We start from the raw sequence: 24,911 nt of genomic DNA, 5'->3' as shown, positions 1-24,911 counted from the left end.
CTCAGGCGATCGCCACCTGCGCCGCCTGCGGGGCGGCGCGGCGGCGGAAGGTCGCCAGGATCGCGCGGTAACAGGCAAAGGCGGCCGCGGTGCCGACGATGCCGTCGGCCGCATAGTGCCAGCCGAGCGCGATCGAGAGCGCGAAGATCACTGCCCAGGCGGCGATCGCCAGGGGCAGCCCGCGCCGCGCGAAGGTGGCGAAGGCGATCATGGTCCAGGTGCTGATGGTGACATGCATCGAGGGCATGGCGGAAATCCCGCCGCCGGCGCCGAAGCTGCGGCTGGCGTAGATGTGCCACAGGTAATCCGCCACGGCGGTCGTCTCCACCCCTCCGTCCAGCCCGGCAAAGCGCGATCCGTAGCCCATTCGCTCGTAAAAAATGGGGCCGGCGGCGGGCAGCAGGGAGTGGATGGTGGGGCCGACCAGCGACCACAGCACGAAATAGCTCAGCAGCACGGCGGAGCGTTCCGGCGATGGGCGGGCGGCGGCGGCCATCAGCAGGGCGAAGATCATGATGATGAACCAGCCCGGGTGATAGAGCCCCCCGGCGCCCGGAAAAGCCAGCGGATGCAACAGCTTCCATGGGTCCGTGCCGAGGAACAGCGCATGGTCGATCCGCGCCAGCAGCGGGTCCGCCGAGAAGGGGACGAGGTAGTTCAGCAGCGGCTTCACCCACATGAAGGCGATTAAATTGAGCCCCGCCAGCAGCATGATAAGGGCCACCGAACCCGCCTTTACAGCGCCGCTGCCGAGCCACTGCATCAATGCTGCAATTGGTTGGGCATGCCTCCGGCGCAGCGCGGCGGCGAAACCATACAGGCAGGCGATCAACCCGGCCACCGCCATCCACGCCGGAAGAATCGAAAGCGCGGGCAGCAGGCCGGCGTAGTTCGGGATGAACAGGATCGCCGCCGCCGCGGAGAGGACGGTGAGCAAAACGCTCGGCACTATCCATTCCCATTCGCGCATCGGCTGGCCTTTCGCTGTCATGCCGCTGATGCCGGCCTGCCTAGTGCGAACAGCTTAAGCTTCGGTTGAGGAACAGCGGGCTAGCTTCCTGCCATGATGGCCGGCCACTCCCGATCCACAGCTTCGCGCGGCGCCACGTTGCAGCGATGCGGCGCCGTCCCCATATTCGCCGCAAGCAAGGCTCGGCCTGCCGGCCGCCCCCAGACTGACGGATAGTGTTTCTATGACCTCTCTTCCCCTTCTCCCCCTTCGCGACATCGTCGTGTTTCCCGGCATGGTCGTCCCGCTCTTCGTGGGCCGCGACAAGTCGGTGGCGGCGCTGGTCGAGGCGATGGAGGGCGACAAGGATATCTTCCTGCTCGCCCAGCTCGATCCCGCGTGTGACGATCCCACGGCGGAGGATCTCTATGACGTGGGCGTGGTCGCCCAGGTCCTGCAGCTGCTCAAGCTACCCGACGGCACGGTGCGCGTGCTGGTGGAGGGGCAGACCCGCGCGAAGCTCGTCTCGCTCGAAGAGCAGGATGAATTCGTGATCGCGCGGACCGAGCGGATCGAGGAAGCGGTGGACGAAGGCAGCGAAGCCTCCGCCATGATGCGTTCCGCGCTCGAGCAGTTCACCGAATATGCCAAGCATAACAAGAAGCTGCCCGAGGATATCGAGGAGCAGCTGGCCGATATCGAAGAGCCGGGCCGGCTGGCCGATGCCATCGCCGCCGCGCTGTCCGCCAAGGTTTCCACCAAGCAGCAGCTGCTGAGCGAGGTCGATGCCTTCAAGCGGCTGGAAATGGTGTTCTCCGTGATGGAGGGCGAGCTGTCGGTGCTGCAGGTGGAACGCAAGATCCGCGGCCGCGTGAAGCGCCAGATGGAGAAGACCCAGCGCGAATATTACCTCAACGAACAGCTCAAGGCGATCCAGAGCGAGCTGGGCGGCGAGGGCGAGGACGGCAACGAGATTGCCGAGCTGCAGCAGAAGATCGACAGCCTCAAGCTCTCCAAGGAAGCCAAGGCCAAGGCCAATGCCGAGCTGAAGAAGCTCAAGACCATGCAGCCGATGAGCGCAGAGGCGACCGTGGTCCGCAACTATCTGGATGTGCTGCTGGGCCTGCCCTGGGGCAAGAAGAGCCGGCTGAAGCGCGACATCGCCAAGGCGCAGGAGGTGCTCGACAAGGATCACTACGCGCTCGACAAGGTGAAGGACCGCATCATCGAATATCTCGCCGTGCAGGCGCGCACCAACAAGCTGAAGGGGCCGATCCTGTGCCTCGTCGGCCCTCCGGGCGTCGGCAAGACGAGCCTCGGCAAGTCCATCGCCCGCGCCACGGGCCGCGAGTTCGTGCGCCAGTCGCTGGGCGGCGTGCGCGACGAGGCGGAGATCCGCGGCCACCGGCGGACCTATATCGGCTCGCTGCCGGGCAAGATCGTGACCAATCTCAAGAAGGCGGGGGCCAGCAATCCGCTGTTCCTGCTCGACGAGATCGACAAGCTGGGCAAGGATTTCCGCGGCGATCCCGCATCGGCCCTGCTGGAAGTGCTCGATCCGGAGCAGAACGCCAAGTTCCAGGACCATTATCTGGAACTGGATATCGACCTCAGCGACGTGATGTTCGTCTGCACGGCGAACAGCCTTGACCTGCCCCAGCCGCTGCTGGATCGGATGGAGATCATCCGGCTGGAAGGCTATACCGAGGACGAGAAGGTCGAGATCGCCCAGCGCCATTTGATCGCCAAGCAGGTGGAAGCGCATGGCCTGAAGAAGGGCGAGTTCGAGCTGACCGAGGCCGGGCTGCGCGACCTGATCCGCTATTACACAAGGGAAGCCGGCGTGCGCACGCTGGAGCGCGAAATCGCCCGGCTGGCGCGCAAGAGTCTGCGCAAGATCCTGGAAAAGAAGGCGGAGAAGATCGTCATCACGCCCGAAAACCTCGGTGAGTTCGCCGGGGTGCGCAAGTTCCGCTTCGGCATGAGCGAGGAGGAAGCGCAGATCGGTGCAGTGACGGGTCTTGCCTGGACCGAAGTGGGCGGCGAATTGCTGACCATCGAAAGCGTCACCACGCCGGGCAAGGGCGAGATCAAGTCCACCGGCAAGCTGGGCGAAGTGATGAACGAAAGCATCCAGACGGCTTTCAGCTTCGTGAAGGCGCGAGCGCCCGCCTATGGCATCAAGCCTTCGATCTTCCAGCGCAAGAACATCCACATCCACCTGCCCGAAGGGGCGGTGCCCAAGGATGGCCCTTCGGCCGGCATCGGCATGGTCACCTCCATCGTCTCCACCCTCACCGGAATTGCGGTGCGGCCGGACGTGGCGATGACCGGTGAGGTCACGCTGCGCGGGCGGGTGCTGGCGATCGGCGGCCTGAAGGAGAAGCTGCTGGCGGCGCTGCGCGGCGGCATCAAGACCGTGCTGATCCCGGAGGACAATGTGAAGGATCTCGCCGAGATCCCCGACAACGTTAAAGAAGGGATGGAGATCATCGCCGTAGCCCATGTGGACGAGGTGCTGCGCCACGCGCTGACTCAGGGCACCGCCGCGATCGAATGGACCGAGGCGGACGACCTGGCCAGCCAGCCTGCGCCGCCGACTTCCGCCGCTGCGAGCGGGGCCACCACGGCGCACTGACGCATCGGTTTCGCTGCGCCGCCCATAAAGTGTGCGGCGCAGCGAATCGAACCGCCTGCCTCTCGGCGTTCCCGCGCTGTGGCGGCAGCACGCGCAGCCATGACGCCATGGCATGCAGTATTTGCCCTATGGCGGCCGTAAATTCCCGCAAATCGTGGCGATTCCGCGGGATTGCCTTTGACAGGCACCGGAAAACTCGCTCAATTTCCCCTCATCGCGGAGCGATTCAAAACCTGATTTCCGACAACACAATCGAGGGGGTTTTTCGGATATGAACAAGAACGAGCTCATCGGTGCGGTAGCCGACACGAGTGGCCTCACGCGCAGCGATGCGACCAAGGCGGTGGAGAGCGTGTTCGATACGATCACCACCGCGCTCTCGAAGGGGGATGAGGTTCGCCTCGTCGGTTTCGGAACCTTCTCCGTCGCCAAGCGGAAGGCCTCCACGGGCCGCAACCCGCGCACGGGTGAGCCGATGACGATCAAGGCTTCCACCCAGCCGAAGTTCAAGGCCGGCAAGGGCCTGAAGGATTCGGTGAACTAAGCTGCAATCCGGTGGGGCCGGCGCTGCCGGCTCCAGGGTATGAAGGGCCGCCCCGGCAACGGAGGCGGCCCTTGCCTTGTTAGGCGCGCGAGCCGGCGCCTTGTCCCCTGTTCACTCTGCCAGCTGGATCAGCGCCATGGGCGGGGACTGGGTGCGGGCGTTGACGGTCCATTCCAGCACCTGCCCGCCTTCCGCCGGCCGGGGGCCTTCATCGGTGTTGTTGGCCATGATCTGGCCATCGGTGATGATGCGGAAGGTGCCATCCATCTGCGGGATCGGCGGCATGCCCGCAGCCTCTCCGCCCTCGGGCTCCGCCCCGGCGGCGCTGGCGCCGGCGAGGCCGGCCATGCCCGCCATCATCCCGGCCATCGGATTGTCGCCGCCACGGGCGGAGAAGCCCGGCGCGTCCACCCGCACCGCGCCGCCCTTGCGCAGCGTGGCGGAAATAAAGCTAGTGGACATCGAAAAGCGTTCGAAGGTGGGGAAGGAGAAATCATGCCCCAGCCGGCTGCTGATGGCGAATTCCACGTAGAACAGCCCGTCGCCGCGATATTCCACCCGGTTCCAGCCGACCTGCCGCCGCAGCCGCTCAGCCAGTTCCTCCGCCGCTTTCGGATCGGAAGGATCGAGCCCGCCCAGCATGGCGCGCATGGATTCGGCTTCGCGCTGCGACTTGGCCTTGCGCGCTTCCCGGCCCGCTTCCCAATCCGCCCGCTGCTGCGCAAGCTCTTCGTCCGTGCAGGGACGTTCCTCGAAATCGCTCTCGTTCCAGCAGCTCGTCGCGCTGAACTCGCCGTCACCCGCGCTATTGGCCATGTCGGCCAAATCGCTCAGCGCCAGCAGGAAGATCTCGCCAGTGTAGGAATAGGTGAAGCGCCCGTCGCGGCGGATATCCAGCGTGGATTCGAATTTCCCCGGCGTCACCATGCAGGCCGCCAGCAGCAGCGCCGCCCCCGTCGCAAGGGCGGCGGCGGACCAGGCCCGCCAGTTCATCTTCGTCATGCTCTTTCCCCCCGAATGCCGCGTGGCTAGCGCGTCGCCACCGCGTAAAGTGCGATTGCCGCTGCGTTGGACACGTTGAGGCTCTCCATCGCCTCGCCGATCGGCAGGCGGGCCAGAGCGTCGCAATGGGCGGCGACATTGTGCCGCATGCCTTCCCCTTCGGCCCCCAGCACCAGCGCCACCGGGCCGGCGGGCAGGGCCTCGGCGAAATTGACCTCCGCCTCTCCGGCCAGGCCGATGCGCCAGTATCCCGCCTCTGCCAGCTCTTCCAGCGCGCGGGCGAGATTGACCACGCGCACCCAGGGCACGATTTCCAGCGCGCCGGAGGCGGATTTCGCCACGACGCCGCTTTCCGGCGGGGCATGCCGATCCTGCGTGACGATGGCGGCCGCGTTGAAGGCCGCGGCGGATCGCAGGATGGCGCCGACATTGTGCGGATCGGTCACCTGATCCAGCACCATGATCGGGCGCGCTTCGTCCCCGTCCATGACATCGGCCAGGTGCACGTCCTCCAGCGGATCGCATTCCAGCACCAGCCCCTGATGCGGCGCATCGCGCGCCACCAGCCGGGCGAGATCGGCGACCTCGGCATATTCGATGGGGAAATCGGCCGGTAGTTCGCCATCCAGCGAAGCGATCCCCTCGCGCGTGGCCCACAGCTTGTGGTGCGAACGCAGGGGGTTCTTCAGTGCCGCTTCCACCGCGTGGCGGCCCCACAGGCGCACGTGCCCCTGGGTGGCCCGCCCCGAACCGCGCCCGCCCTGCATACGCCCCGCGCGCCCGCGCAGGTTCTTCTTCTCACCGCGTTTTGCCATGTCGCTCCCTATGTTGCGGGCCATCTGCCAGCCCCCCCATTGACAGGCAAGCGTCGCTTCGCCATTGAGCCGGCCACTCGGCCGGGCAGGCCCCATCACGGGGCTTCTCAATTGGCGGGAATTTCCCGCTTTTTCCGGCTCTCCGGTGGACAGGTGGCCGAGTGGTTAAAGGCAGCAGACTGTAAATCTGCCCGCGCAAGCGTACGCTGGTTCGAATCCAGCCCTGTCCACCACCGGCCTTGCTAGTCGCCGCCGACTTCCACCAGCACGAGCGATGCGTTGTCCGTCCCGTCGCGGGCGAGGGCGTTGGCCAGCAGGCGGTCGGCCAGCTCGGCGATGGGGGCAGTGCCCTGCGCATCGCCGTCTTCCAGGGAGCGGGAGAGGCCATCGGAACAGAGCAGCAGGCGGTCGCCGCGCTGCAAATGGAGCGTGCGGCTGTCGATTTCCGGCTCCACGCCGATACCCAGCGCGCGGGTGATGACATTGGCCTGCGGATGGGTGGCGGCCTGCGCGCGGTCGATCAGGCCGGTTTCCAGCAATTCCTGCACCACGCTGTGATCGCGGGTTAGCAGTTCCAGCCGCCCCTCGCGGATCAGATAAGCGCGGCTGTCGCCCACCCAGCGCAGCGTCGCCGCCTCGTCCTGGATGTGCAGCAGGACCAGAGTGGTGCCGCTGCGGCCGGCTTCGGCGTCATAGATCGTGCGGTTGGCCCGGCGCAGGGCGGCGGAGATCGCCGCCGGCGTGACCGGGGCGGGCAGGGGGGCGAGGCTGCGGATCACCGCTTCGGCGGCCATGTCGCCGCGGCTCTGCCCGCCCATGCCATCGGCCACGGCCCACAGGCCCAGATCGGCGCGGTCGAGCACGCGATCCTCGTTGATGCGGCGCACCCGGCCGACATGGCTGCGGCCGATCGAGCGGATGGGCCGGTTGCCCGCCCCATGCGGCCCGGGGCGCAGCCGGCGCAGCAGCGCCTTCACGCGCGCTCGCTCCGGTTCATCTGCGCCTCGGCATCGTCATAGGCGCGCACGAAGGCTTCATCGAGCGAGCCGGCGACCCCGTCCTCCACCTGGGCGAACAGATCGGCATGGCGCGCCTCCATCTCTTCCACCTGCAGCACGGCGCGGTTCTTCAGCAGCGACTTGCGGCTGGCGACGGCGGCTTCGATGCTGGCCGGGGCGAAGCGGTCCACCGCATGGCGCAGGCTGCCGCGCAAGCCGGCGAAGGTGGCGACCAGATGCCGCTTGAGATCGCGGAAAGAGGCCTGCAGCGCCGCCGGACCGGACAGGAAGCTGGAGGAGCCGGCCAGCAGCAGGTCGATCGCCAGCCGCTGCGACGGCGCCCATTTGAACGGATTGTTGCCCTCTCCGCCGATCGTCGTGCGGCTGAGCTGATAGCGCGCGCGCATCGTGTTGCGCTCTGCCATCAAATCACCGATGCCCAGCACCATCTGGCGGTAGAGCGCGCCGGCGCGGCGCATGACCTCCTCGGGCTCCGCGCCGGAGAGCAGCGAGGCATCGATCTGCGCGCCTTCGCAGAAGGCTTCGAACAGCGTCCCGTCGCCGCTGCGGGCAAAGGTGGCGGCGTCCGACCATTCGCTCGGCACATCGAGCGAGGCGCCGAGCGGCGGGCTGAGGATCAGCGTGCGCCCCTCGTCGATCTGGCCCGCGCGGGGGGCGTGGGTGGCGACCAGCCGGAAGCGCCCCATGCGCAGCGCGCCGGGCAGGGGCAGGGCGGTCAGCTCCCCATCGGGCAGGCGGCTGTCCTGCGTATCGTCGAACACGCCATTGGTGCCGAGCGAAAGCACCGCGAGCCCTTCCGGCCCCGCATGCAGCTCGCAATGCGCGCGGGAGAGAGCGCATTCCTCATCCGCGATCGGCCAGTCCGCCGCGGGATCGCGCCCGATCCGCATCACGCCGTGCTGGAACAGGCGCGCGTCGATCGGCTGCGCCGCGTCGTCCGCATCGAACAGCTGGAGCATATACATGCCGGCCGCTCCTACGCCGCGATGCGGGTGGCGAGCATCGCTGCCTCCGCCCCCGCCCGGTCGGTGCTCGCCATGGCTTCGGCCTCCGCCGCAGCGCGGTTGAAGGCATCGAAGGTCTGGCCGAATTCGTCGCGCCGGTTGTGCGAGATGCGCAGGGCGAAGCCGTTGCGCGCCGCATCGTCCAGCGCGTTCCGCAGGCGCCGCAGCGGCCGGGTGACGAGCGCGCCGCTGAGATAGCCAACCACCAGCACCACGATCATTAGCACCGCAGACAGCGCCATGATCAGCTGGCGCGAGGTGGCGAGCGCCTGATCCAGCGCCGTCCGGCCGAGGGTGATCTCCACCGTACCGAAGCGCGCGCCGGCATAGTCGATCGGCCGCACGAAACGCAGCGCCCCGACAGGCGCGCCGGCGCCGGATTGCGGCTGATAGGCGCGGCCGACGAGGCCGGGCTGGCTTGCCGCGCGGACTACGCCGCCGGCATCGGCCACGGTGATTGCGCGCACTTCCTGATCCTGCGTCGCCGAGGCCACGAAGGCTTGCACCGAGGTCCAGTCCTGCTCCTGCGGCGGCAGGCCGGCATTGTCCGCCGCCACCACCGCGGCATTGCCGGCGACGAAGGCGGCGATGCTCTCGCCCGCCACGGCCGCCATGCTCTCCAGCGCGGCTTCCTGCCGGCTCCAGATCAGTTGCATGCAGGCGAACAGGGCGAGGGCGGTGACGGCCACCAGCGCGAGCGGCAGCTTCACGCGAAGAGTGAGGCCGCGCCGGCCACCGGGCGCTTCCCCTGCGGCATGGATCTCGCGGTCCAGCGCGGCGACCAGGGCCGCTCCATCGGCAAAGCGCTGATCCGGCTTCTTCGCCAGCAGCTTGTCGATGATGAACTGCAGGCCCGAGGGGCAATCGCCGGCAATGCGGCCGACCGGCTCCACCTTCTCCTGCGCGATCTTGATCGCCAGCGCGCCCAGCCCGTTGCCGGGGAAGGCCACCCTGCCGGTGATCATCTCATACAGCACCACGCCGAGCGAGAAGAGGTCTGAGCGATGATCGACCGGCAGGCCCAACGCCTGTTCCGGGCTCATGTAGCGGGGCGTGCCGATCAGCTGCCCGGCCTGCGTCTGCGCCAGGCCGGCGCCTTCCAGATCGCCCACCCGCGCGACGCCGAAATCGACCAGCTTGGCGGTTCGCCCATCCTCCGAGATGAGGATGTTGGAGGGTTTGATGTCGCGATGCACCACGCCCGCGCCGTGGGCATAGGCGAGGGCGTCCCCCAGCTGCCGCGCGATCCGCAGCACTCGTTCATAAGGCATGCGCCCCTGCGCGTGCAGCACTTCGTCCAGCGGCCGCCCTTCGACCAGCTCCATCGCGATGTAGGAGGCGCCTTCCACCTGGCCGACATCGTAGATGGTGGCGATATTCGCATGGCTCAGCGCGCCGGCGGCGCGTGCTTCCCGCAGGAAGCGGCCGGCAAGCTGCTCGTCACCGGCAAAATCCTGCTTGAGCACCTTTATGGCGACGGTGCGGCCGATCTCCGGGTCGGTGGCGCGATAGACCTCCGCCATTGCGCCGGCCCCGAGCCTGCTTTCGATCTGGTAGCGACCCAGCATCGTCATGTTGCGACCATCCCTCTGTTGTTTGTGCCCCTGCTACCCCACAAGGTTTATCAAGCAGTTACCTTTGGGATTTCACGGTCGCGGCAATCCGGCGGGCGCGGGCGAGGTCGCGCGAGATGGCGGCGTTATCCGGATCGAGCGTCGCGGCGCGCTGCAGCAGAGCCACCGCTTCGCCCGGCTGGCCGCGGTTGAGCGCGGCCAGCCCCGCCGTGCGCGCGCGCTGCGCCGCTGCCGGATCGGCCTTGCTCGCGGCGGGCGCGGCAGGGCGGGACTGCGCCTTCGGTGCCGGAGCGGCCGCCGCTGCTGCGGAGCTGCGCTTCTTCGGCGGGGCCGCGCGCGGTGCGGTTTCGGCCTGCGCGGGTTGCCCGGGGATCTGCAGCACCTGGCCGGCGGCGAGGGCGGAGGGATCGGACATCTTGTTGTAGCGCGCCAGCTGATAGGATTTCAGCCGGTTGCCAAGGAACCGTTCGGCAATGCCGGCCATCGTATCGCCCGGCTGGACCGTATAGGGATGGCTCGCCGGGCCGAGGTCCGCCTTCGCATCGCCCAGCATGCCCTGCCGCAGCACCAGCAGCGAAGGGTTGAGCGGGTCGCTGCGCAGCGCCTGCTTCAGCCGCTTCTGCGCCGCCTTCACCTCGCCGCGATCGAGCAGGGCGGCAATCGTTTCGATCTCCGTCGGCGCGGTCTGGGCAGCAGGCGGTGCACCCGCCTTCATGCCGGGGCCGGAGGAACAGGCGGCCAGGCCGAGGGCAAGCGCCGCAGCCCCTACCATCGAAAGGGAGCGGGGGAAACGGCTCATGCACGCGATCCTTGCAACTGGAGGGGTTCGCCGGCGGCCAGCTGCCGGAGAAGGGAATCGGAATCGCGGACGAAGTCGGCGAAATCCTCGCTGTCGACGGGTCGGCAGAAGTAGAAGCCCTGGAAATAGCGGCAGCCGTGCCGCCGCAGCCAGCCATACTCGGCTTCGGTTTCCACGCCCTCGGCCAGCACATTCGCGCCGAGCCCGCGCCCCAGCGCCAGCAGGCTGCTGCAGATCGCCTGGCTGTCGCGCCGTTTGTCCACGTCGGTCACGAAGGCGCGGTCCATCTTCAGCTTGTCGAAGCCCAGGTTGCGCAGCGCGCTGAGGCTGGAATAGCCGGTGCCGAAATCGTCGATCGCGATGCGCACGCCCTTGCTGCGCAGATCCTCACACAGCACGGGCGCGCGAATATCGTCGGCCAGGGCGACGCTTTCGGTCAGTTCCACCTCCAGCGCCTCCGGCGGCAGGCCGTGGCGTTCCAGCGTGCGAAGGATCAGCAGGCCGAGATCGGCGGATTCAAGCTGCTGCCCGCTGACATTCACCGCCACGCGCAGATCCGGCAGGCCGGCAAGGCGCCAGTTGCGTGCATCGCGCAGCGCGCGGTTCATGGCCCACAGGCCGATCTCCTGCACCAGCCCGGCGGCTTCCGCCAGCGGGATGAACTGGCCGGGGGGGATCGGGCCGCGCTGAGGATGATGCCAGCGGATCAGCGCCTCTCCGCCGATCGCGCGCCCCTCGCTGGCGTCGATCAGCGGCTGATATTGCATGTGCAGCTGGTTGCGGGCGATGGCCTGGCGCAGATCCTGCTCCAGCTGATAGCGATCGCGCGCCTGCGCTTCCACATTGATGCTAGCCACCTTGGGCCGCCCGTCGGACGCCAGCGGCACGGAAAAGCTGGAGAGCGCCTGCGAGATGGCGGAATGCGGGGAGCCGTGGGCGGCATCGAAGCGGATGCTGCGCTTCACGATCTCCGGCAGGATCTCGTGATCGCCTTCGACCATGCGATCGCCGAGGGCATAGGCCAGGGCGGCCAGTTCCGCCTCTGCAGCAGCCGGCGTCACTTCGGGGCCGGTCCAGATCGCCAGGTGAGAACGGTCCACCTGGGCGAGGAAGCGCGACGGGGGCAGCATGACGGAGAGCCGTTCCACCACCGTCATCAGCAGCCGCTCCGCCAGCAGCGGATCGAAGGCACAGAGCCGGTCGTAATCGCGGCAGGAAAGCAGCGCCAGCGTGCCCGCGCCGTCGATCGCCATGCGGCCCGCAAGGGGCTCGCGCGTCGGCAGCCCGGTGACCGCATGCTTCAGGTGGACGCGATGTTCCTGCTCGTTCGCCCGCTCCAGCAGCGCCGTCAGGGCCCCTGCCAGCCGCCGGGGCAGCGGGCCGGTGAACTCCCGCCCCAGTTGCTGCTCCGCACGGGCCAGCAGTAGCGCGAGGCCGGATGTGCGCAAAAGGAGGGCGGCGGCCAGCAGCAGGACCGCGGCTGCCAATCCTGCAGAGAGCAAGGCAGAGCTCAGCACGATTCGCCCCGGCGCCCGGCCATGGGTCCGGCCGGGTTGTATAATATTGCCGGGAGGCTGTGCGCGATCATGCCCCCGGCCTAAATGTCAATTGTTGATAAATACTTAGGGCACGTGGGAGCTCCACGTACTTTGGTGCCGGATTCAGCAGGCTGCTGATTTTGCGCGATCTTCAGCCAGAACCGCAGGCCGCCTCGTGCGTTACCGTTTTTTGTCCATATTGTGCTTGCGGGCCGTGGCTTGTCGCCGGGCTGGCAAGGCCGTAGAGGAACGACATGGCCGGAGACCTACGCGATAACAGGGGCCGCGGTGACGCGGAATGGCATTGGCCAGCGATCCATCCAGAAGGGCGCCAGTTCGGCCTGATTGCCGTCGGCATCGCGCTGATCGTGCTGTTGCTGTTCGACTGGCCGGTTCTCGGCTGGCCGCTGCTGGCGCTTGCGGGGGGCGTGTTTGCCTTCTTCCGCGATCCCGAACGGGTCGTGCCACAAGGCGATGATCTGATTGTGGCCCCGGCGGACGGGCTGGTGACGCTGATCGAGCAGGTGCCCCCGCCGCTGGAACTGCAGGCCGCCGATCCTGCGGGCGGAGCGGGGCTGGGCATCGCACCGGTCACCCGCATCTCAATTTTCATGTCGGTGTTCGATGTGCATATCAACCGGGCACCCGTGGGCGGCACGATCCGCCGCGTGGTCTATATCCCCGGCAAGTTCATGAATGCCGATCTCGACAAGGCGAGCGAGGAAAACGAGCGCCAGCATATTCTGGTAGAGCGCGCCGACGGGCGGCTGATTGGCTTCACCCAGATTGCCGGGCTGGTGGCGCGGCGCATCGTCCCCTTCGTGAAGCAGGGGGACATCGTCGCCGCCGGGCAGCGGGTGGGACTGATCCGTTTCGGCAGCCGGGTGGACGTCTATCTGCCGCAGGGCACTGACTCGAAGGTGCTGCTGGGCCAGACGGTGATCGCGGGCGAGACGGTGCTGGCCGAGATCGGCCGGCTGCAACTGATCGAAGGCGTCAGCCAGTGATCGGCGGGCGGGACGAGGACGGACAAGCCGAACCGGGGCCGTCATGGCTCGGCCCCAAGGCCAGCGAGGATGAGCGGCCAGTCACGCGGCGCCTTGGCGGCGGGCTGTCGCTGCGGGCGGTGCTGCCCAATGCCATCACCGCGGCGGCGCTGTGTTCCGGCCTCACCGGCATCCGCTTTGCTATTAACGGCGATTGGGAACGCACGGTGTTCGCCATCATCCTGGCCGGCATGCTCGACGGGATCGACGGTCGCATTGCCCGGCTGCTCAAGGCGCAGTCACGCTTCGGGGCGGAACTGGACAGCCTGGCTGATTCGCTGAGTTTCGGCGTCGCGCCGGCGCTGGTGCTGTTCCTGTGGTCGTTGCAGGACCTGCCGCGTTTCGGCTGGTTCGCCTCGCTCGCCTTTGCGATCTGCTGCGTGCTGCGGCTGGCGCGGTTCAACGCGCAGATCGACGTGGACGAGCAGCCGCATAAATCGGCCGGATTCCTCACCGGGGTGCCTGCGCCGGTGGGTGCCGGGCTGGCTTTCCTGCCGCTTTACCTCTGGATCGCCAGCGGGGAGAGCATATTTCGCGAACCCATCGTGGTGGCGCTGTGGGTAACGGCGATCGCCTTCCTGATGATCTCCAACCTTGCGACGCTCAGCTGGACCTCGATCCGCCCGCGCCGCAACATTCGCCTGGAAGCCATCGCATTGGCCGGCCTCGTCTTCGCGGCCCTGCTGACAGAGCCCTTCTGGACCTTGGCCGGGCTGTGCATCGTCTATCTGATCCTGATGCCCTATGGCGTGGTGAGCTATGGCCGGGTCAAGCGCCAGCGGAACAGGGGCGCGGCACCAGCAACGGCTGCATCCGCGGAAGAGTAATCGTCTGGCGGATCGGCTGGCTCGTGCGTCGCGGCGCCGACCGCTGCCGCACCGGGCGTTCCGCTATCCGAATTTCTGCGAGTTCCGCCAGCAGCGCCTGGGCGCCGGCTGCGCCGCGCGCCAGACTGATGGCTGCCACCATCACCGCCGAAATGGCGGTGAAGCCGAACAAAAGGGAAATGGCGATCTCGATCATCTGTCGTGTCCTACCTGTGCGGGACGCCGGGGAGCGCCTGTTGAGCACTTGTGGATAACTCCGTGCATGTGGTAGGTGTTCCACCACAGTCACCCTCTGCGGAACATATGTTCCTGTTATGTTCTGACCGTCAAGCTGAAATCGCGATCGCAAGCGATATTTTCGCGCCGAATTGAGGGTGGATTTTCTCGCCTGAGAGGACTATGTGGCCGCCCGTCAGGCCGGAATCCGCCGCATTCGTGGTGCTTCGGCCGGGCAAATTCACATGGAAGGCATTGCAACCGGTGCCGCCCGCGGGATCTCCGCGTGGCTGTTCCCGCTTTCCAGAGGCATAACCGGAAAGGAATTTTATTATGGCGGCTCCTACCGTCACCATGCAGGAATTGATCGAGGCCGGCGCACACTTCGGCCACCAGACCCACCGCTGGAACCCGCGGATGAAGCCGTATATCTTCGGCGCCCGCAACGGTGTTCACATCATCGACCTGTCGCAGACCGTGCCGCTGATGGCTCGCGCGCTGGACTTCGTCTCCGCCACCGTCCGCGCGGGCGGCAAGGTGCTGTTCGTCGGCACCAAGCGCCAGGCGCAGGAGCCGATCGCCGAAGCCGCACGCCGCAGCGGGCAGCATTTCGTCAACCATCGCTGGCTGGGCGGCATGCTCACCAACTGGAAGACGATCTCGCAGTCCATCAAGCGGCTGAAGGCGCTGGAAGAGCAGCTTTCGGGCGACACTTCGGGCCTCACCAAGAAGGAAGTCCTCCAGCTCACGCGCGAGAAGGACAAGCTGGAAATGTCGCTGGGCGGTATCCGCGATATGGGCGGCATCCCCGACGTGATGATCGTGATCGACGCCAACAAGGAAGAGCTGGCGATCAAGGAAGCCAATGTTCTCGGCATCCCGGTCGTCGCCGTGCTCGATACCAATGTCGATCCGAGCGGCATCGCCTTCCCGATCCCGGGCAATGACGATGCCAGCCGTGCGGTGCGCCTCTATTGCGATGCCATCGCCGCTGCCGCGACCAAGGGCCACCAGGAAGGCGTGGTCGATTCGGGTGCCGACATCGGCGCCATGGACACTCCGCCTGAGGAAGCCGCCGCTGCCGAGGCTCCGGCCGAGCAGGAAGCCGCTTCCGCCTGAAGCCTTCCGGCGCGCCATCGGCGCGTCACATTCAGGACCTAGCGCGCCGGGCCAGTCACAGGGCCCGGCGCCCGCATACATTCAAGAGGATCAGAAAGATGGCTGCTTACACCATCGCCGACGTGAAGAAGCTGCGCGAGAAGACCGGCGCAGGCATGATGGACGCCAAGAAGGCTCTCGAAGAGAGCAATGGCGACATCGAGGCCGCGGTTGACGCGCTGCGCGCGAAGGGCCTCGCCACCGCCCAGAAGAAGTCCAGCCGCACTGCGGCCGAAGGTCTCGTCGGCGTTGCCGTCGAAGGCACCAAGGGCGTGGCGCTGGAAGTCAATTCCGAGACGGACTTCGTCGCCAAGAACGAGCAGTTCCAGAACTTCGTGCGCACCGCCACCGCGGCCGCGCTGGCGCTGGACAGCGACGATGTCGAAGCGCTCAAGGCCGCTGCCTATCCGGCCGGCGGCACGGTGGGCGAAGCGCTGACCAACAACATCGCCACCATCGGCGAGAACCAGCAGCTGCGCCGCATCAAGAGCGTGGAAGTGACCCAGGGCCTCGTCGTGCCCTATATGCACAATGCGCAGGCGCCGAACCTCGGCAAGATCGGCGTGCTCGTGGCGCTGGAAAGCGACGCGGGTGCAGAGGTGCTGGAGCCGCTGGGCAAGCAGCTGGCCATGCACATCGCCGCGGCCTTCCCGCAGGCGCTGGATGCCGATAGCCTCGATCCCGAGGTTCTCGAGCGCGAGCGCAAGATCGCGGCCGAAAAAGCGGCGGAGAGCGGCAAGCCCGAGAACGTGCAGGAAAAGATGGTCGAGGGCGCGGTGAAGAAGTTCGCCAAGGAAAACGCGCTGCTCAGCCAGCTGTTCGTGATGGACAACAAGACCGCGATTTCCGACGTCGTGGCCCAGGCGGGCAAGGATGCAGGCACGGCGATCGTGCTCAAGGACTATGTCCGCTTCCAGCTCGGCGAAGGCATCGAGAAGGAAACGAGCGACTTCGCAGCGGAAGTGGCTGCGGCCGTCGCCGGCTGATCCTGCCTCGCAAGTGATCCGAATGGGCCGCCGGACCAGTGTCCGGCGGCCTTTTCTACGGCCGCCATCGGCGTGGCCGCGAAAGAGGCGGAGGGGGCCATCATCGCTCCGCCGCCTAATCGGCCTTGATACTTGGCACCGCCCCTGTGCCCTCTATAAGAGCCGCCATCCAGACAGCCCCGAAGAGGTAAGCGACCCTATGCCAGCGCCGAAAGCCAAACGCATCCTGCTCAAGCTTTCGGGCGAGGTGCTGATGGGGGATCAGCAATTCGGCATCGATCCCGCCTTCGTCGCGGAACTCGCCAGGGAAGTGAAGCAGGCCAAGGACGGCGGACTGGAAATCTGCCTGGTGATCGGCGGCGGCAACATCTTCCGCGGCATGGCCGGCGCCGCGCAGGGCATGGACCGGGCGCAGGCCGATTACATGGGCATGCTGGCCACGGTGATGAACGCCCTTGCCATGCAGAACGCGCTGGAACAGCTCGGGGTGGATACGCGGGTACAGTCTGCCGTGCAGATGGACCAGGTGTGCGAGCCGGTGATCCGTCGCCGGGCGGAGCGGCATCTGGAGAAGGGCAGAGTGGTGATCTTCGCCGCCGGCGTCGGCAGCCCCTATTTCACCACCGACAGCGGCGCCGCTCTGCGCGCCGCGGAAATGAAGTGCGACGCGCTGATGAAGGGCACCAGCGTGGACGGGGTCTATGATTCGGACCCGAAGAAAAATCCGGGGGCAAAGCGTTTCGAAACCGTCAGTTACGACACTGTGCTGGCGGAAAATCTCAAGGTGATGGACGCCTCCGCCGTGGCGCTGTGCCGCGACAATGATATTCCCATCGTGGTCTTTTCGATCCGCGAGAAGGGTAATCTGGCGCGGGTGCTGGCGGGCGAAGGTGTGCAGACGGTAGTGCAAAAGGAAGCCTGACAATGGCGAAATATGACAAGGCCGACATCGAACGTCGGATGCAGGGAGCGGTGGACAGCCTGAAGGGAGACCTTTCCGGCCTGCGCACCGGGCGTGCCAATGTGGCGCTGCTCGATCCCGTGGTGGTGGAGGTCTATGGCTCCATGATGCCGCTGAACCAGGTCGCCACGGTGAACACGCCCGAACCGCGCATGCTGAGCGTGCAGGTGTGGGACAAGGCGAATGTGATCGCGGTAGAAAAGGGCATTGCCCACGCCGGACTCGGCCTCAACCCGATGATCGACGGCCAGACGCTGCGCCTGCCGATCCCCGACCTGACCCAGGAACGCCGCAAGGAGCTGGCGAAGCTCGCCGGGCAATATGCCGAAAAGGCCAAGATCGCGATCCGCAATGTCCGCCGCGACGGGATGGAAGCGCTGAAGGAAGACGAGAAGAAGAAGGACATCTCCGAGGACGATCGCAAGCGTCTGGAAGAGGAAGTCCAGAAGATGACCGATCGCTTCGTGGCCGATGTCGATGCCGCCGCTGCCGCCAAGGAGAAGGAAATCCTGCAGCAGTGAGCGTGCAGCCCACCTCTCCTTTCGCCTCGCGCGAGGCCGGAGGGCGCGGGCAGGCGGAAGCGGCTGCGCCGCTCGCGGGCGGGTCTGCGCATGGTGCGCGCCATGTCGCCATCATCATGGACGGGAACGGCCGCTGGGCGAAGCAGCACCGCCTGCCGCGCGTCATGGGGCATCGCAAGGGCGTGGAAGCGGTGCGCAGCATGGTGCGGGCGCTGGAGCCGCTCGGGCTCGACTGCGTCACGCTCTATGCCTTTTCCAGCGAGAACTGGAAGCGCCCGCAGGACGAGATCAGCGATCTGATGGGCCTGATGCGGCGCTTCATCAAAAGCGATCTGCCCGAATTTCTCGCCAATGACGTGCGGCTGAGGATTATCGGCGATTACAAGGCCTTGGAGCCGGATATTGTCGCCATGCTCGAAGATGCGCTGGAGCGCACGGCCAAGGGCACGCGCACGCTGGCGGTGGCGCTGAACTATGGCTCGCAGCAGGAAATCGCCCGCGCCGCGGCGCGCGCGGCCGAGCGGGGCGAGGTGAGCGTGGAGACGATCTCCGCCAATCTCGACACGGCCGATCTGCCGCCGCTGGATCTGCTGGTGCGCACGTCCGGCGAATTGCGCCTGTCCAATTTCCTGCTGTGGCAGGCGGCCTATGCCGAAATGTGGTTCACCGACGTGCTGTGGCCCGATTTCACTGTCGGCCATCTGGAAGAGGCGCTGGCGAGCTTTGCCGGACGGGAGCGGCGTTTTGGCGGAAGGTGAAAGCGTCCCCGTACCGCTGGCGGTAAGGACCTCGGACCTGCCCGTGCGGGCCGCTTCGGCGGCGGTAATGCTGCTGGTGGCCGGCGTCGCACTGTGGCTGGGCGGGATGGTGCTCGATATCTTCGTCGCGCTGGTCGCCGTGGTCGGCTTTGGCGAGGCGGCCCTGCTGATCTTTCGCGCAACGCCGAACCTTGCCGTGCGGCTGGCCGGCGTGCTGGTCGCGTTCTTCTACATCGGGCTGGCTGCCAGCGCGCTGGCGGAAATGCGCCCGGCGATGGTACTGGCCGTGCTGGGGGTGGTGATCGCCACCGACACCGGCGCCTATTTCACCGGCCGCCGCTTCGGCGGGCCGAAGATCGCGCCGCGGATCAGCCCTTCCAAGACCTGGTCCGGCCTTGCCGGGGGGATGCTGGGGGCCGGGCTGGTGCTGGCCTGCATCGGCTTTGCAGTGGGACCACAAGCCGGGTGGGAGGAGAGTGCAAGAGTTTCCTTTGCGACCGCCGCCTTTTTCGCCGGTGCCCTGCTGGCGATTGCGGCGCAGGCCGGAGATTTTCTGGAGAGTTGGCTCAAGCGCAAGGCCGGGGTGAAAGACAGCTCGCGGCTGATCCCGGGCCATGGCGGCGTGCTTGATCGCGTCGATGGATTGCTGCCGGTGGCGCTGATCGTCGGTCTCTCGGGAGCGGCGACGGCATGGTGATGCGTTCGATCTCGATCCTGGGCGCGACGGGCTCCATCGGCGCCTCGACGCTCGATCTCATTCGCCGCAACCGGGGTGAATGGCGGGTGGTGGCGCTCACCGCCAATTGCCAGGCCAGGGAACTGGCGCGTCTGGCGCGCGAGTTCGATGCGGAACTGGCGGTGGTGGGAGACGAGAGCTGCCTTGGCGAACTGCGCGAGGCGCTGGCCGGCAGCGGTATCGAGGCCGCGGGCGGGCGCGAGGCGCTGTGCGAGGCGGCGGGCCGCCCGGCGGACCTGACCGTGGCGGCGATCGTCGGCTGCGCCGGGCTCGGCCCGACGATGCGGGCGATCGAGCAGGGCGGCACCATCGCGCTGGCCAACAAGGAAGCGCTGGTTTCTGCGGGCGATGTGATGACGGCGGCGGTCGCGCATCACGGGGCCACGCTGCTGCCGGTCGATTCCGAACACAATGCGATCTTCCAGTGCCTGCAGGGCAACAAGCGATCCGACGTCAGCCGTATCACGCTGACCGCCAGCGGCGGGCCGTTGCGGCTGTGGAGCCTTGATGAACTTGCGCGGGCGACGCCGGCGCAGGCCGTGGCCCATCCCAATTGGGACATGGGGGCGAAGATCAGCGTCGATTCCGCCACCATGATGAACAAGGGGCTGGAACTGATCGAGGCGCATCACCTGTTCCCCGTGGGGCTCGACCGGCTGCGCATCCTCGTCCACCCGCAAAGCGTGGTGCATTCCATGGTCGAATATCGTGACGGCTCAACGCTGGCGCAGCTCGGCCCTTCGGACATGCGCGTGCCGATCGCCTCCTGCCTCGCCTGGCCGGAGCGGATGGACACGCCCTGCCTGCCGCTGGACCTTGCCGGCATCGGCGAGCTGACCTTTTTTGCGCCAGACGAAGTGCGCTTTCCGGCGACCAGGCTGGCGCGGGAAGCGGCGGAAGAGGGCGGTTCGGCGCCGGCCGTGCTCAATGCCGCGAATGAAGTGGCGGTGGCGGCCTTCCTCGCCGGTCAGATCGCGTTCACGCAAATTTCGGCAATTGTGGCGCAGACGCTGAATCGCGATCGCCCTCCCGCACCTGCCTGCCTCGAGGATGTCATGTCCGTCGATGCGGAGGCGCGGGCACTGACCGCCGAAATGCTGGAGCCTGCCTGACTTGTTCGAATCTCCGCCCTTCTGGATGTGGATCCTCGGCTTCCTGCTCGTGCTGGGGCCGCTCGTTACCTTGCATGAGTTCGGCCACTATCTTGTCGGCCGCCTCTTCGGCGTGAAGGCCGATGCCTTTTCGGTCGGCTTCGGCAAGGAAATCGCCGGCTTTACCGATCGGCGCGGTACGCGCTGGAAGCTCTCGGCGCTGCCGCTGGGCGGCTATGTGCAATTCGCAGGCGACATGAACCCGGCCAGCCAGCCCAGCGCGGAATGGCTTTCCCTGCCGGAGGAAGAACGCAACCGCACGTTCCAGTCCAAGCCGCTGTGGCAGCGCGCGCTGATCGTCGCCGCCGGACCCCTGACCAATTTCCTGATCGCGATTGCGATCCTCGGCAGCTTCAACCTGCTGTATGGCAAGCTCGTCACCCCGCCGGTGGTGGAAGTGGTGGCCGAAGGCAGCGCGGCGGCCGAAGCGGGCATCGAGCCGGGCGACCGCATCCTCTCCATCAACGGGCGCGAGATGCAGAGCTTCGAGGATCTGGCCCGCTGGGTCTCGCTCTATCCGGGCGAGCCGGTGACGGTGCGGCTGGAGCGCGACGGCGAAACGCGCAGCCTGCCCGCCGTGCTCGGCACGGTGCATGAGCAGGATCGCTTCGGCAATGAGTTCAAGATCGGCCAGCTCGGCATCGGCTCCAGCCAGCGGGAAGTGGCCGCCGTGGGGCCGGTCGAAGCCCTGGGCCTGGGTGTCACGCAGACCGGGGAAACGGTGCGGGCGATGGTCACGGGCATCTGGCAGATCGTGACCGGTCGCCGATCGGTGGAAGAGCTGGGCGGGCCGATCAAGATCGCCAAGTTCTCGGGCGAGCAGCTGAGCTTGGGATGGCGCAATTTCGTGGGTTTCGCGGCGCTGATCTCGATTAACTTGGCATTCATTAACCTGCTGCCAATTCCCGCGTTAGACGGCGGGCACCTGGCTTTCTACGCGGCCGAAGCGGTCCGCCGTAAACCAGCCAGCGCACGCAGTCAGGAATGGGCGTTCAAAACCGGCATAGCCTTCGTGCTCGCGCTGATGCTGTTCGTGACCATCAACGATATCGTCTCGCTGCCGATCTTCGGCAGCTAGGCGGGCGGACGGGCCCCGGATGGTGCAATTGCATGGCCGGGGCGGGGATAAGGAAGACACCCGCGGCGCATTTCCGGCATGTCAGCTTGATCGCTTGTCCCGCATCGGGCAAGGGCGCTCCTTCTATCGCAGGGGCGGCGATGGGCTGGGGCCGAAAACGGTTCGGGAAGCTACAGATGCGCGGTGTCGAAGGAATGGACGGTACATGAGCGGTAGGGCCAAGACGATTCCGGTCTCCCATTTCGCGGCGGGCCTGCTGGGCTGCACGATGCTGGCGGGCCTGCCCTGCGCAGCGGCCGCGCAGGATGCGGCGGCCGAAGGGCAGACGCCCGCGCCGACCCCTTCCGCCAGCCCTGCGCCTACCGCTGCCGCTGCGCCGGCCCCGGAAGGGGAGGTGATCCGCACCATCGCCGTGGCGGGCGCCCAGCGGCTCGAGCCTGAAACCATCGTCAGCTACATTCGCCTGCGGCCGGGCGACACTTACACTGCGGCCGCCGCCGACCAGGCGCTGAAGGATATTGCCGCGACCGAGCTGTTCTCCGCTTATTCGATCGAGAACAACGGCGGCAATGTGGTGATCCGGGTGACGGAAAACCCGGTGATTAACCGCATCGTGCTGGAAGGCAACAAGCGGCTGAAGGACGACAAGATCCTTCCGGAAATCCAGCTGGCGCCGCGGCAGATCTTCACCCGGTCCAAGGTGCGCGCCGACGTGGCCCGCATCATCGAGCTCTACAAGCGGCAGGGCCGCTTCGCAGCGACGGTGGAGCCGCAGATGGTCAAGCTCGACCAGAACCGCGTGGACGTGGTGTTCGAGATCACCGAAGGCCCCAAGTCCAAGGTCCGCAAGATCAACATCATCGGCAACGAAAATTTCTCCGACGGGGAATTGAAGGGCGAGATGGTGACGAAGGAAACGGGGCTGCTGAAGATCTTCAGCTCCGGCACCAGCTACGACCCGGACCGGCTCGCCTTCGACCAGCAGCAGCTGCGCGCCTTCTATCTCGAGAACGGCTATGCCGATTTCCGCGTGGTGTCCGCCGTGGCGGAGCTGACGCCGGACAAGAAGGACTTCATCATCACCTATGTGGTGGAGGAAGGCGACCGCTACAAATTCGCCGATGTCTCGGTGGAAAGCCAGCTGCGCGACTTCGACAGCAATGTGATGACCCGCGCGCTCCCGATGAAGACCGGCGACTGGTATAATGCCAAGCTGGTCGAAGACACGGTGGAGCAGCTGAACGAGACGGCGGGCACCTTCGGCTATGCGTTTGCCGACGTGGACCCGCAGTTCACCCCGCATCGCGACGATCGCACGATGGATGTGAAGTTCGTCATCCGCGAAGCGCCGCGCGTGTACGTCGAATCGATCAACGTCAACGGCAACACGCTGACGCAGGACAAGGTGATCCGCCGCGAATTCCGCATCGCGGAAGGCGATGCCTTCAGCTCGCTGCAGGTCAAGCGGTCCACCGCGCGCATCAACTCGCTGGGCTATTTCCAGGAGAATTTCGAGATCGACCAGGTGGAGGGCAGCTCGCCCGACCGGATCGTGCTCGAAGCCAATGTGCAGGAACAGGCGACCGGCGAACTTTCGCTCTCGGCGGGCTTCTCCAGCCTGGAAAGCTTCATCTTCCAGGGCTCGATCCGCCAGCGCAACTTCCGCGGGCGGGGCCAGACGGTGGGCCTCTCGCTCAACTATTCCAGCTATTCGCGCGCCGGATCGATCAGCTTCACTGAGCCCTATCTGTTCGACAAGAACATCTCGGCCGGGATCGATATCTACCGCCGCGATTACAACAACGGCTATTACAACCGCCGTTCCGCCACCTATGAATCGGCGACCACCGGCATGCAGCTGCGCGTGGGCGTGCCGCTCAGCGAATATCTGACGGCTTTCGCGCGCTACACCTTCAATTACGACGACATTTCGGTCGATCGGAACCAGTTCTACACCGTCGATGACAATGGCGATTTGACCTGCAGCCCGCTGCTGGCCGGCCGCTATCTTTGCGATGCGGTGGGCAAGCGGACCAGCTCGATCCTGGGGGCGTCGCTGGTTTACAGCACGCTGGACAGCCGCCTCCGTCCGACGCGCGGCGAAACGGCGACTGTGGGCCTCGATTTCGCCGGCGTGGGAGGCGACACGCGCTATGTCCGCCTGACCGCCGAAGCGGCGAAGTACTGGCAGCTCGGCCCGGGCTGGATTTTCTCCGTCACCGGCCAGTCCGGCTACATCAAGGGCCTGCGCGACCGCGGCGCCGGCACGGATGACGTGCTGCTGACGGACCGCTTCTTCCTGGGCGAGCCGGATATCCGCGGCTTCGATATTCGCGGCGTCGGCCCGCGCGTGGTGCGCCGCTTCTACGACAGCGAGGGCGTGCTCCAGCCCTATGACGCGAACAACAATTATGACGACGCGCTGGGCGGCAAGGCGATGTATCTCGCCAAGGCCGAACTGGAGATTCCGCTGGGTTCGGGCGCGCGTGAACTGGGCCTGCGCCCCTCGATCTTCCTCGATGCCGGCGCCGTATTCAATGTGAAGCGGCCCACGCTGACGAGCAGCCCGTTCCCCGGCGGCACGCCGATCCCGCAGCGCGATCAGGATGGCAATCTGCTGTATCTGCAACCGGTGTTCAACGATGCCGGAACGCAGACGGGCACGGTGGCGGTGACCAATCCCACTGCGCCGAACGGCGAGGCGAACCAGCCTTTCCTGCGGACCACCATTCCGCCTTTCGAAGAGCAATTCCTCGGTGATACGCCCAAGCCACGCGTGGCGGTAGGCATCGGGGTGAACTGGAACTCGCCCTTCGGCCCGTTCCGCATCAACTTCGCCTATCCCCTGCTGAAGCAGGAAGGCGATGACACGAAACGATTCTCCTTCAACGTAGGGACCCAATTCTGATGAAGCATTTCCTCAAGCCGGCTCTCGCGGCCGGAATCGCCATCGCCGCCCTCACTGCACCCGCGCTTGTTGCGCCGGCTGCCGCACAGGCGGTGCAGGGCGTGGGCGTCGTCAATCTTCCGGCGGTGGCGGTGAATTCCGCCGCCTACAAGGCTGCGCAGACCCAGCGCCCGGTGACCTACAAGGCGCAGATCGACCAGGCCAATGCGCGGCGCACGCAGATCGAACAGCAGCTGCAGCCGATGGCGCAGAAGCTGCAGACCGACAGCCAGGCGGCCGGCGCCAACCAGGCCGCGCTGCAGCAGCAGGCTCAGCAGATCCAGCAGATCCAGGAAGCGGGCAATCGCGAACTGCAGCAGATCCTGCAGCCGGTCGCCTACAGCCAGGCCTATGTCGAGGAACAGATCGACGAGAAGCTGCAGGTTGCGCTGAAGAATGTCGCTGCGGCGAAGAAGATCACGCTGATCCTGACGCCGGACAACATCGTCTATGCGGACAACGCCTATAACATCAACCAGCCGGTGCTGGACGAGCTGAACAAGCTGCTCCCCACCGCGCAGCTGGTGCCGCCGGAAGGCTGGGTGCCGCGCGAAGTGCGTGAGCAGCAGGCGCAGCAGGCGGCGCAGCAGCAGGCGGCCCAGCCGCAGCAGCAGGCCGCGCCGGCGGCCGCCGGCCGCTGATCG

23 protein-coding genes and 1 tRNA gene are annotated in these 24,911 nt (G+C 66.5%); 15 read left to right on the top strand and 9 right to left on the bottom strand.

Annotation, left to right across the window (positions count from 1 at the left end; genetic code table 11):
• Position 1 precedes the first annotated feature (1 nt).
• A complete protein-coding gene (locus tag AEB_RS13980; RefSeq protein ID WP_119083691.1) occupies positions 2-991 on the bottom strand; it encodes a phosphatase PAP2 family protein in 990 nt (329 codons plus the stop codon).
• A 202-nt stretch (positions 992-1,193) separates the two neighbouring features.
• On the opposite strand from AEB_RS13980, the gene lon reads away from it, so the two are divergent.
• Positions 1,194-3,587 (top strand): endopeptidase La, encoded by a 2,394-nt coding sequence (lon, locus tag AEB_RS13975; RefSeq protein ID WP_119083690.1) that lies wholly within the window; start codon positions 1,194-1,196, stop codon positions 3,585-3,587.
• Positions 3,588-3,858: 271 nt separating this feature from the next.
• Positions 3,859-4,131, top strand: a complete 273-nt coding sequence (locus AEB_RS13970; protein ID WP_119083689.1) for an HU family DNA-binding protein — start codon at positions 3,859-3,861, stop codon at positions 4,129-4,131.
• Between the two features lie 111 nt (positions 4,132-4,242).
• Here the strand turns inward: AEB_RS13970 and AEB_RS13965 are convergent, their stop codons facing one another.
• The gene (locus AEB_RS13965; RefSeq protein WP_119083688.1) at positions 4,243-5,133 is read right to left on the bottom strand and encodes a hypothetical protein; all 891 of its coding nucleotides are present in this window, start codon (positions 5,131-5,133) and stop codon (positions 4,243-4,245) included.
• Positions 5,134-5,159: 26 nt separating this feature from the next.
• Positions 5,160-5,948 (bottom strand): 23S rRNA (guanosine(2251)-2'-O)-methyltransferase RlmB, encoded by a 789-nt coding sequence (gene rlmB / locus AEB_RS13960; protein ID WP_119084645.1) that lies wholly within the window; start codon positions 5,946-5,948, stop codon positions 5,160-5,162.
• Positions 5,949-6,095: 147 nt separating this feature from the next.
• Between rlmB and AEB_RS13955 the strand changes: the two genes are divergently transcribed.
• Positions 6,096-6,181 (top strand) — tRNA-Tyr (locus AEB_RS13955).
• 9 nt (positions 6,182-6,190) lie between these two features.
• Here AEB_RS13955 and AEB_RS13950 read toward each other — a convergent pair.
• Genes AEB_RS13950 through AEB_RS13930 form a run of 5 tightly spaced genes read right to left on the bottom strand, consistent with a single transcriptional unit; the run spans position 6,191 to position 11,861 of the window.
• Positions 6,191-6,925, bottom strand: coding sequence for a PP2C family protein-serine/threonine phosphatase (locus tag AEB_RS13950; RefSeq protein ID WP_231958743.1), 735 nt, complete (start codon positions 6,923-6,925; stop codon positions 6,191-6,193).
• Positions 6,922-7,932, bottom strand: coding sequence for a type VI secretion system-associated FHA domain protein (locus tag AEB_RS13945; RefSeq protein ID WP_119083687.1), 1,011 nt, complete (start codon positions 7,930-7,932; stop codon positions 6,922-6,924). Before AEB_RS13945 ends, AEB_RS13950 begins: the two co-directional genes overlap by 4 nt.
• A gap of 11 nt (positions 7,933-7,943) precedes the next feature.
• Positions 7,944-9,545, bottom strand: coding sequence for a serine/threonine-protein kinase (locus tag AEB_RS13940; protein WP_119083686.1), 1,602 nt, complete (start codon positions 9,543-9,545; stop codon positions 7,944-7,946).
• A 58-nt stretch (positions 9,546-9,603) separates the two neighbouring features.
• Entirely contained in the window at positions 9,604-10,344 is a 741-nt protein-coding gene (locus AEB_RS13935; RefSeq protein ID WP_119083685.1) for a LysM peptidoglycan-binding domain-containing protein, read from the bottom strand.
• Positions 10,341-11,861 carry a putative bifunctional diguanylate cyclase/phosphodiesterase gene (locus tag AEB_RS13930; protein WP_231958742.1) on the bottom strand — a complete coding sequence of 507 codons (1,521 nt, stop codon included), beginning with the start codon at positions 11,859-11,861 and terminating at the stop codon, positions 10,341-10,343. The genes AEB_RS13935 and AEB_RS13930 overlap by 4 nt, the downstream gene beginning before the upstream one ends.
• Positions 11,862-12,136: 275 nt before the next feature.
• On the opposite strand from AEB_RS13930, the gene AEB_RS13925 reads away from it, so the two are divergent.
• Both AEB_RS13925 and AEB_RS13920 read left to right on the top strand, forming a co-directional pair.
• Positions 12,137-12,889 (top strand): phosphatidylserine decarboxylase, encoded by a 753-nt coding sequence (locus AEB_RS13925; protein ID WP_119083683.1) that lies wholly within the window; start codon positions 12,137-12,139, stop codon positions 12,887-12,889.
• Entirely contained in the window at positions 12,889-13,755 is an 867-nt protein-coding gene (locus tag AEB_RS13920) for a CDP-alcohol phosphatidyltransferase family protein (protein ID WP_172593195.1), read from the top strand. The genes AEB_RS13925 and AEB_RS13920 overlap by 1 nt, the downstream gene beginning before the upstream one ends.
• Here the strand turns inward: AEB_RS13920 and AEB_RS13915 are convergent.
• Entirely contained in the window at positions 13,697-13,951 is a 255-nt protein-coding gene (locus AEB_RS13915; protein WP_119083681.1) for a hypothetical protein, read from the bottom strand. The genes AEB_RS13920 and AEB_RS13915 overlap by 59 nt on opposite strands.
• Before the next feature lie 353 nt (positions 13,952-14,304).
• Between AEB_RS13915 and rpsB the strand changes: the two genes are divergently transcribed.
• From rpsB to AEB_RS13865, 10 genes are all read left to right on the top strand, one after another.
• Positions 14,305-15,090, top strand: coding sequence for a 30S ribosomal protein S2 (rpsB, locus tag AEB_RS13910; protein ID WP_119083680.1), 786 nt, complete (start codon positions 14,305-14,307; stop codon positions 15,088-15,090).
• 98 nt (positions 15,091-15,188) lie between these two features.
• Positions 15,189-16,115 carry a translation elongation factor Ts gene (gene tsf / locus AEB_RS13905; protein WP_119083679.1) on the top strand — a complete coding sequence of 309 codons (927 nt, stop codon included), beginning with the start codon at positions 15,189-15,191 and terminating at the stop codon, positions 16,113-16,115.
• Between the two features lie 199 nt (positions 16,116-16,314).
• Positions 16,315-17,037: a UMP kinase gene (gene pyrH / locus AEB_RS13900; protein ID WP_119083678.1), complete on the top strand. Its 723-nt coding sequence runs from the start codon at positions 16,315-16,317 to the stop codon at positions 17,035-17,037.
• A gap of 2 nt (positions 17,038-17,039) precedes the next feature.
• A complete protein-coding gene (gene frr / locus AEB_RS13895) occupies positions 17,040-17,597 on the top strand; it encodes a ribosome recycling factor (protein WP_119083677.1) in 558 nt (185 codons plus the stop codon).
• A 116-nt stretch (positions 17,598-17,713) separates the two neighbouring features.
• On the top strand, positions 17,714-18,355 hold the full coding sequence (uppS, locus tag AEB_RS13890; protein WP_119084643.1) for a polyprenyl diphosphate synthase: 642 nt from the start codon (positions 17,714-17,716) through the stop codon (positions 18,353-18,355).
• The gene (locus AEB_RS13885; protein ID WP_231958741.1) at positions 18,342-19,052 is read left to right on the top strand and encodes a phosphatidate cytidylyltransferase; all 711 of its coding nucleotides are present in this window, start codon (positions 18,342-18,344) and stop codon (positions 19,050-19,052) included. The genes uppS and AEB_RS13885 overlap by 14 nt, the downstream gene beginning before the upstream one ends.
• Positions 19,052-20,203 carry a 1-deoxy-D-xylulose-5-phosphate reductoisomerase gene (gene dxr, locus AEB_RS13880; protein WP_119084642.1) on the top strand — a complete coding sequence of 384 codons (1,152 nt, stop codon included), beginning with the start codon at positions 19,052-19,054 and terminating at the stop codon, positions 20,201-20,203. Before AEB_RS13885 ends, dxr begins: the two co-directional genes overlap by 1 nt.
• A 1-nt stretch (position 20,204) precedes the next feature.
• Positions 20,205-21,320, top strand: coding sequence for an RIP metalloprotease RseP (gene rseP, locus AEB_RS13875; RefSeq protein WP_231958740.1), 1,116 nt, complete (start codon positions 20,205-20,207; stop codon positions 21,318-21,320).
• A 205-nt stretch (positions 21,321-21,525) separates the two neighbouring features.
• A complete protein-coding gene (gene bamA / locus AEB_RS13870) occupies positions 21,526-24,228 on the top strand; it encodes an outer membrane protein assembly factor BamA (protein ID WP_119083675.1) in 2,703 nt (900 codons plus the stop codon).
• Complete coding sequence (locus AEB_RS13865; protein ID WP_119083674.1) at positions 24,228-24,908, top strand: OmpH family outer membrane protein; 681 nt, start codon at positions 24,228-24,230, stop codon at positions 24,906-24,908. The genes bamA and AEB_RS13865 overlap by 1 nt, the downstream gene beginning before the upstream one ends.
• Positions 24,909-24,911 lie beyond the last annotated feature (3 nt).

The sequence above is a fragment of the Altererythrobacter sp. B11 genome, assembly GCF_003569745.1.
Classification (GTDB): domain Bacteria; phylum Pseudomonadota; class Alphaproteobacteria; order Sphingomonadales; family Sphingomonadaceae; genus Croceibacterium_C.
The sequence above is the reverse complement of the archived record's forward strand: the minus strand, read 5'-3'. Positions and strand labels throughout refer to the sequence as shown.

Coding starts and splice junctions, on each gene's coding strand:
- AEB_RS13980 (WP_119083691.1), bottom strand. CDS start 991: ATGACAGCGAAAGGCCAGCCGATGCGCGAATGGGAATGGATAGTGCCG.
- lon (WP_119083690.1), top strand. CDS start 1,194: ATGACCTCTCTTCCCCTTCTCCCCCTTCGCGACATCGTCGTGTTTCCC.
- AEB_RS13970 (WP_119083689.1), top strand. CDS start 3,859: ATGAACAAGAACGAGCTCATCGGTGCGGTAGCCGACACGAGTGGCCTC.
- AEB_RS13965 (WP_119083688.1), bottom strand. CDS start 5,133: ATGACGAAGATGAACTGGCGGGCCTGGTCCGCCGCCGCCCTTGCGACG.
- rlmB (WP_119084645.1), bottom strand. CDS start 5,948: ATGGCAAAACGCGGTGAGAAGAAGAACCTGCGCGGGCGCGCGGGGCGT.
- AEB_RS13945 (WP_119083687.1), bottom strand. CDS start 7,932: ATGTATATGCTCCAGCTGTTCGATGCGGACGACGCGGCGCAGCCGATC.
- AEB_RS13940 (WP_119083686.1), bottom strand. CDS start 9,545: ATGACGATGCTGGGTCGCTACCAGATCGAAAGCAGGCTCGGGGCCGGC.
- AEB_RS13935 (WP_119083685.1), bottom strand. CDS start 10,344: ATGAGCCGTTTCCCCCGCTCCCTTTCGATGGTAGGGGCTGCGGCGCTT.
- AEB_RS13925 (WP_119083683.1), top strand. CDS start 12,137: ATGGCCGGAGACCTACGCGATAACAGGGGCCGCGGTGACGCGGAATGG.
- AEB_RS13915 (WP_119083681.1), bottom strand. CDS start 13,951: ATGATCGAGATCGCCATTTCCCTTTTGTTCGGCTTCACCGCCATTTCG.
- rpsB (WP_119083680.1), top strand. CDS start 14,305: ATGGCGGCTCCTACCGTCACCATGCAGGAATTGATCGAGGCCGGCGCA.
- tsf (WP_119083679.1), top strand. CDS start 15,189: ATGGCTGCTTACACCATCGCCGACGTGAAGAAGCTGCGCGAGAAGACC.
- pyrH (WP_119083678.1), top strand. CDS start 16,315: ATGCCAGCGCCGAAAGCCAAACGCATCCTGCTCAAGCTTTCGGGCGAG.
- frr (WP_119083677.1), top strand. CDS start 17,040: ATGGCGAAATATGACAAGGCCGACATCGAACGTCGGATGCAGGGAGCG.
- uppS (WP_119084643.1), top strand. CDS start 17,714: ATGGACGGGAACGGCCGCTGGGCGAAGCAGCACCGCCTGCCGCGCGTC.
- dxr (WP_119084642.1), top strand. CDS start 19,052: ATGCGTTCGATCTCGATCCTGGGCGCGACGGGCTCCATCGGCGCCTCG.
- bamA (WP_119083675.1), top strand. CDS start 21,526: ATGAGCGGTAGGGCCAAGACGATTCCGGTCTCCCATTTCGCGGCGGGC.
- AEB_RS13865 (WP_119083674.1), top strand. CDS start 24,228: ATGAAGCATTTCCTCAAGCCGGCTCTCGCGGCCGGAATCGCCATCGCC.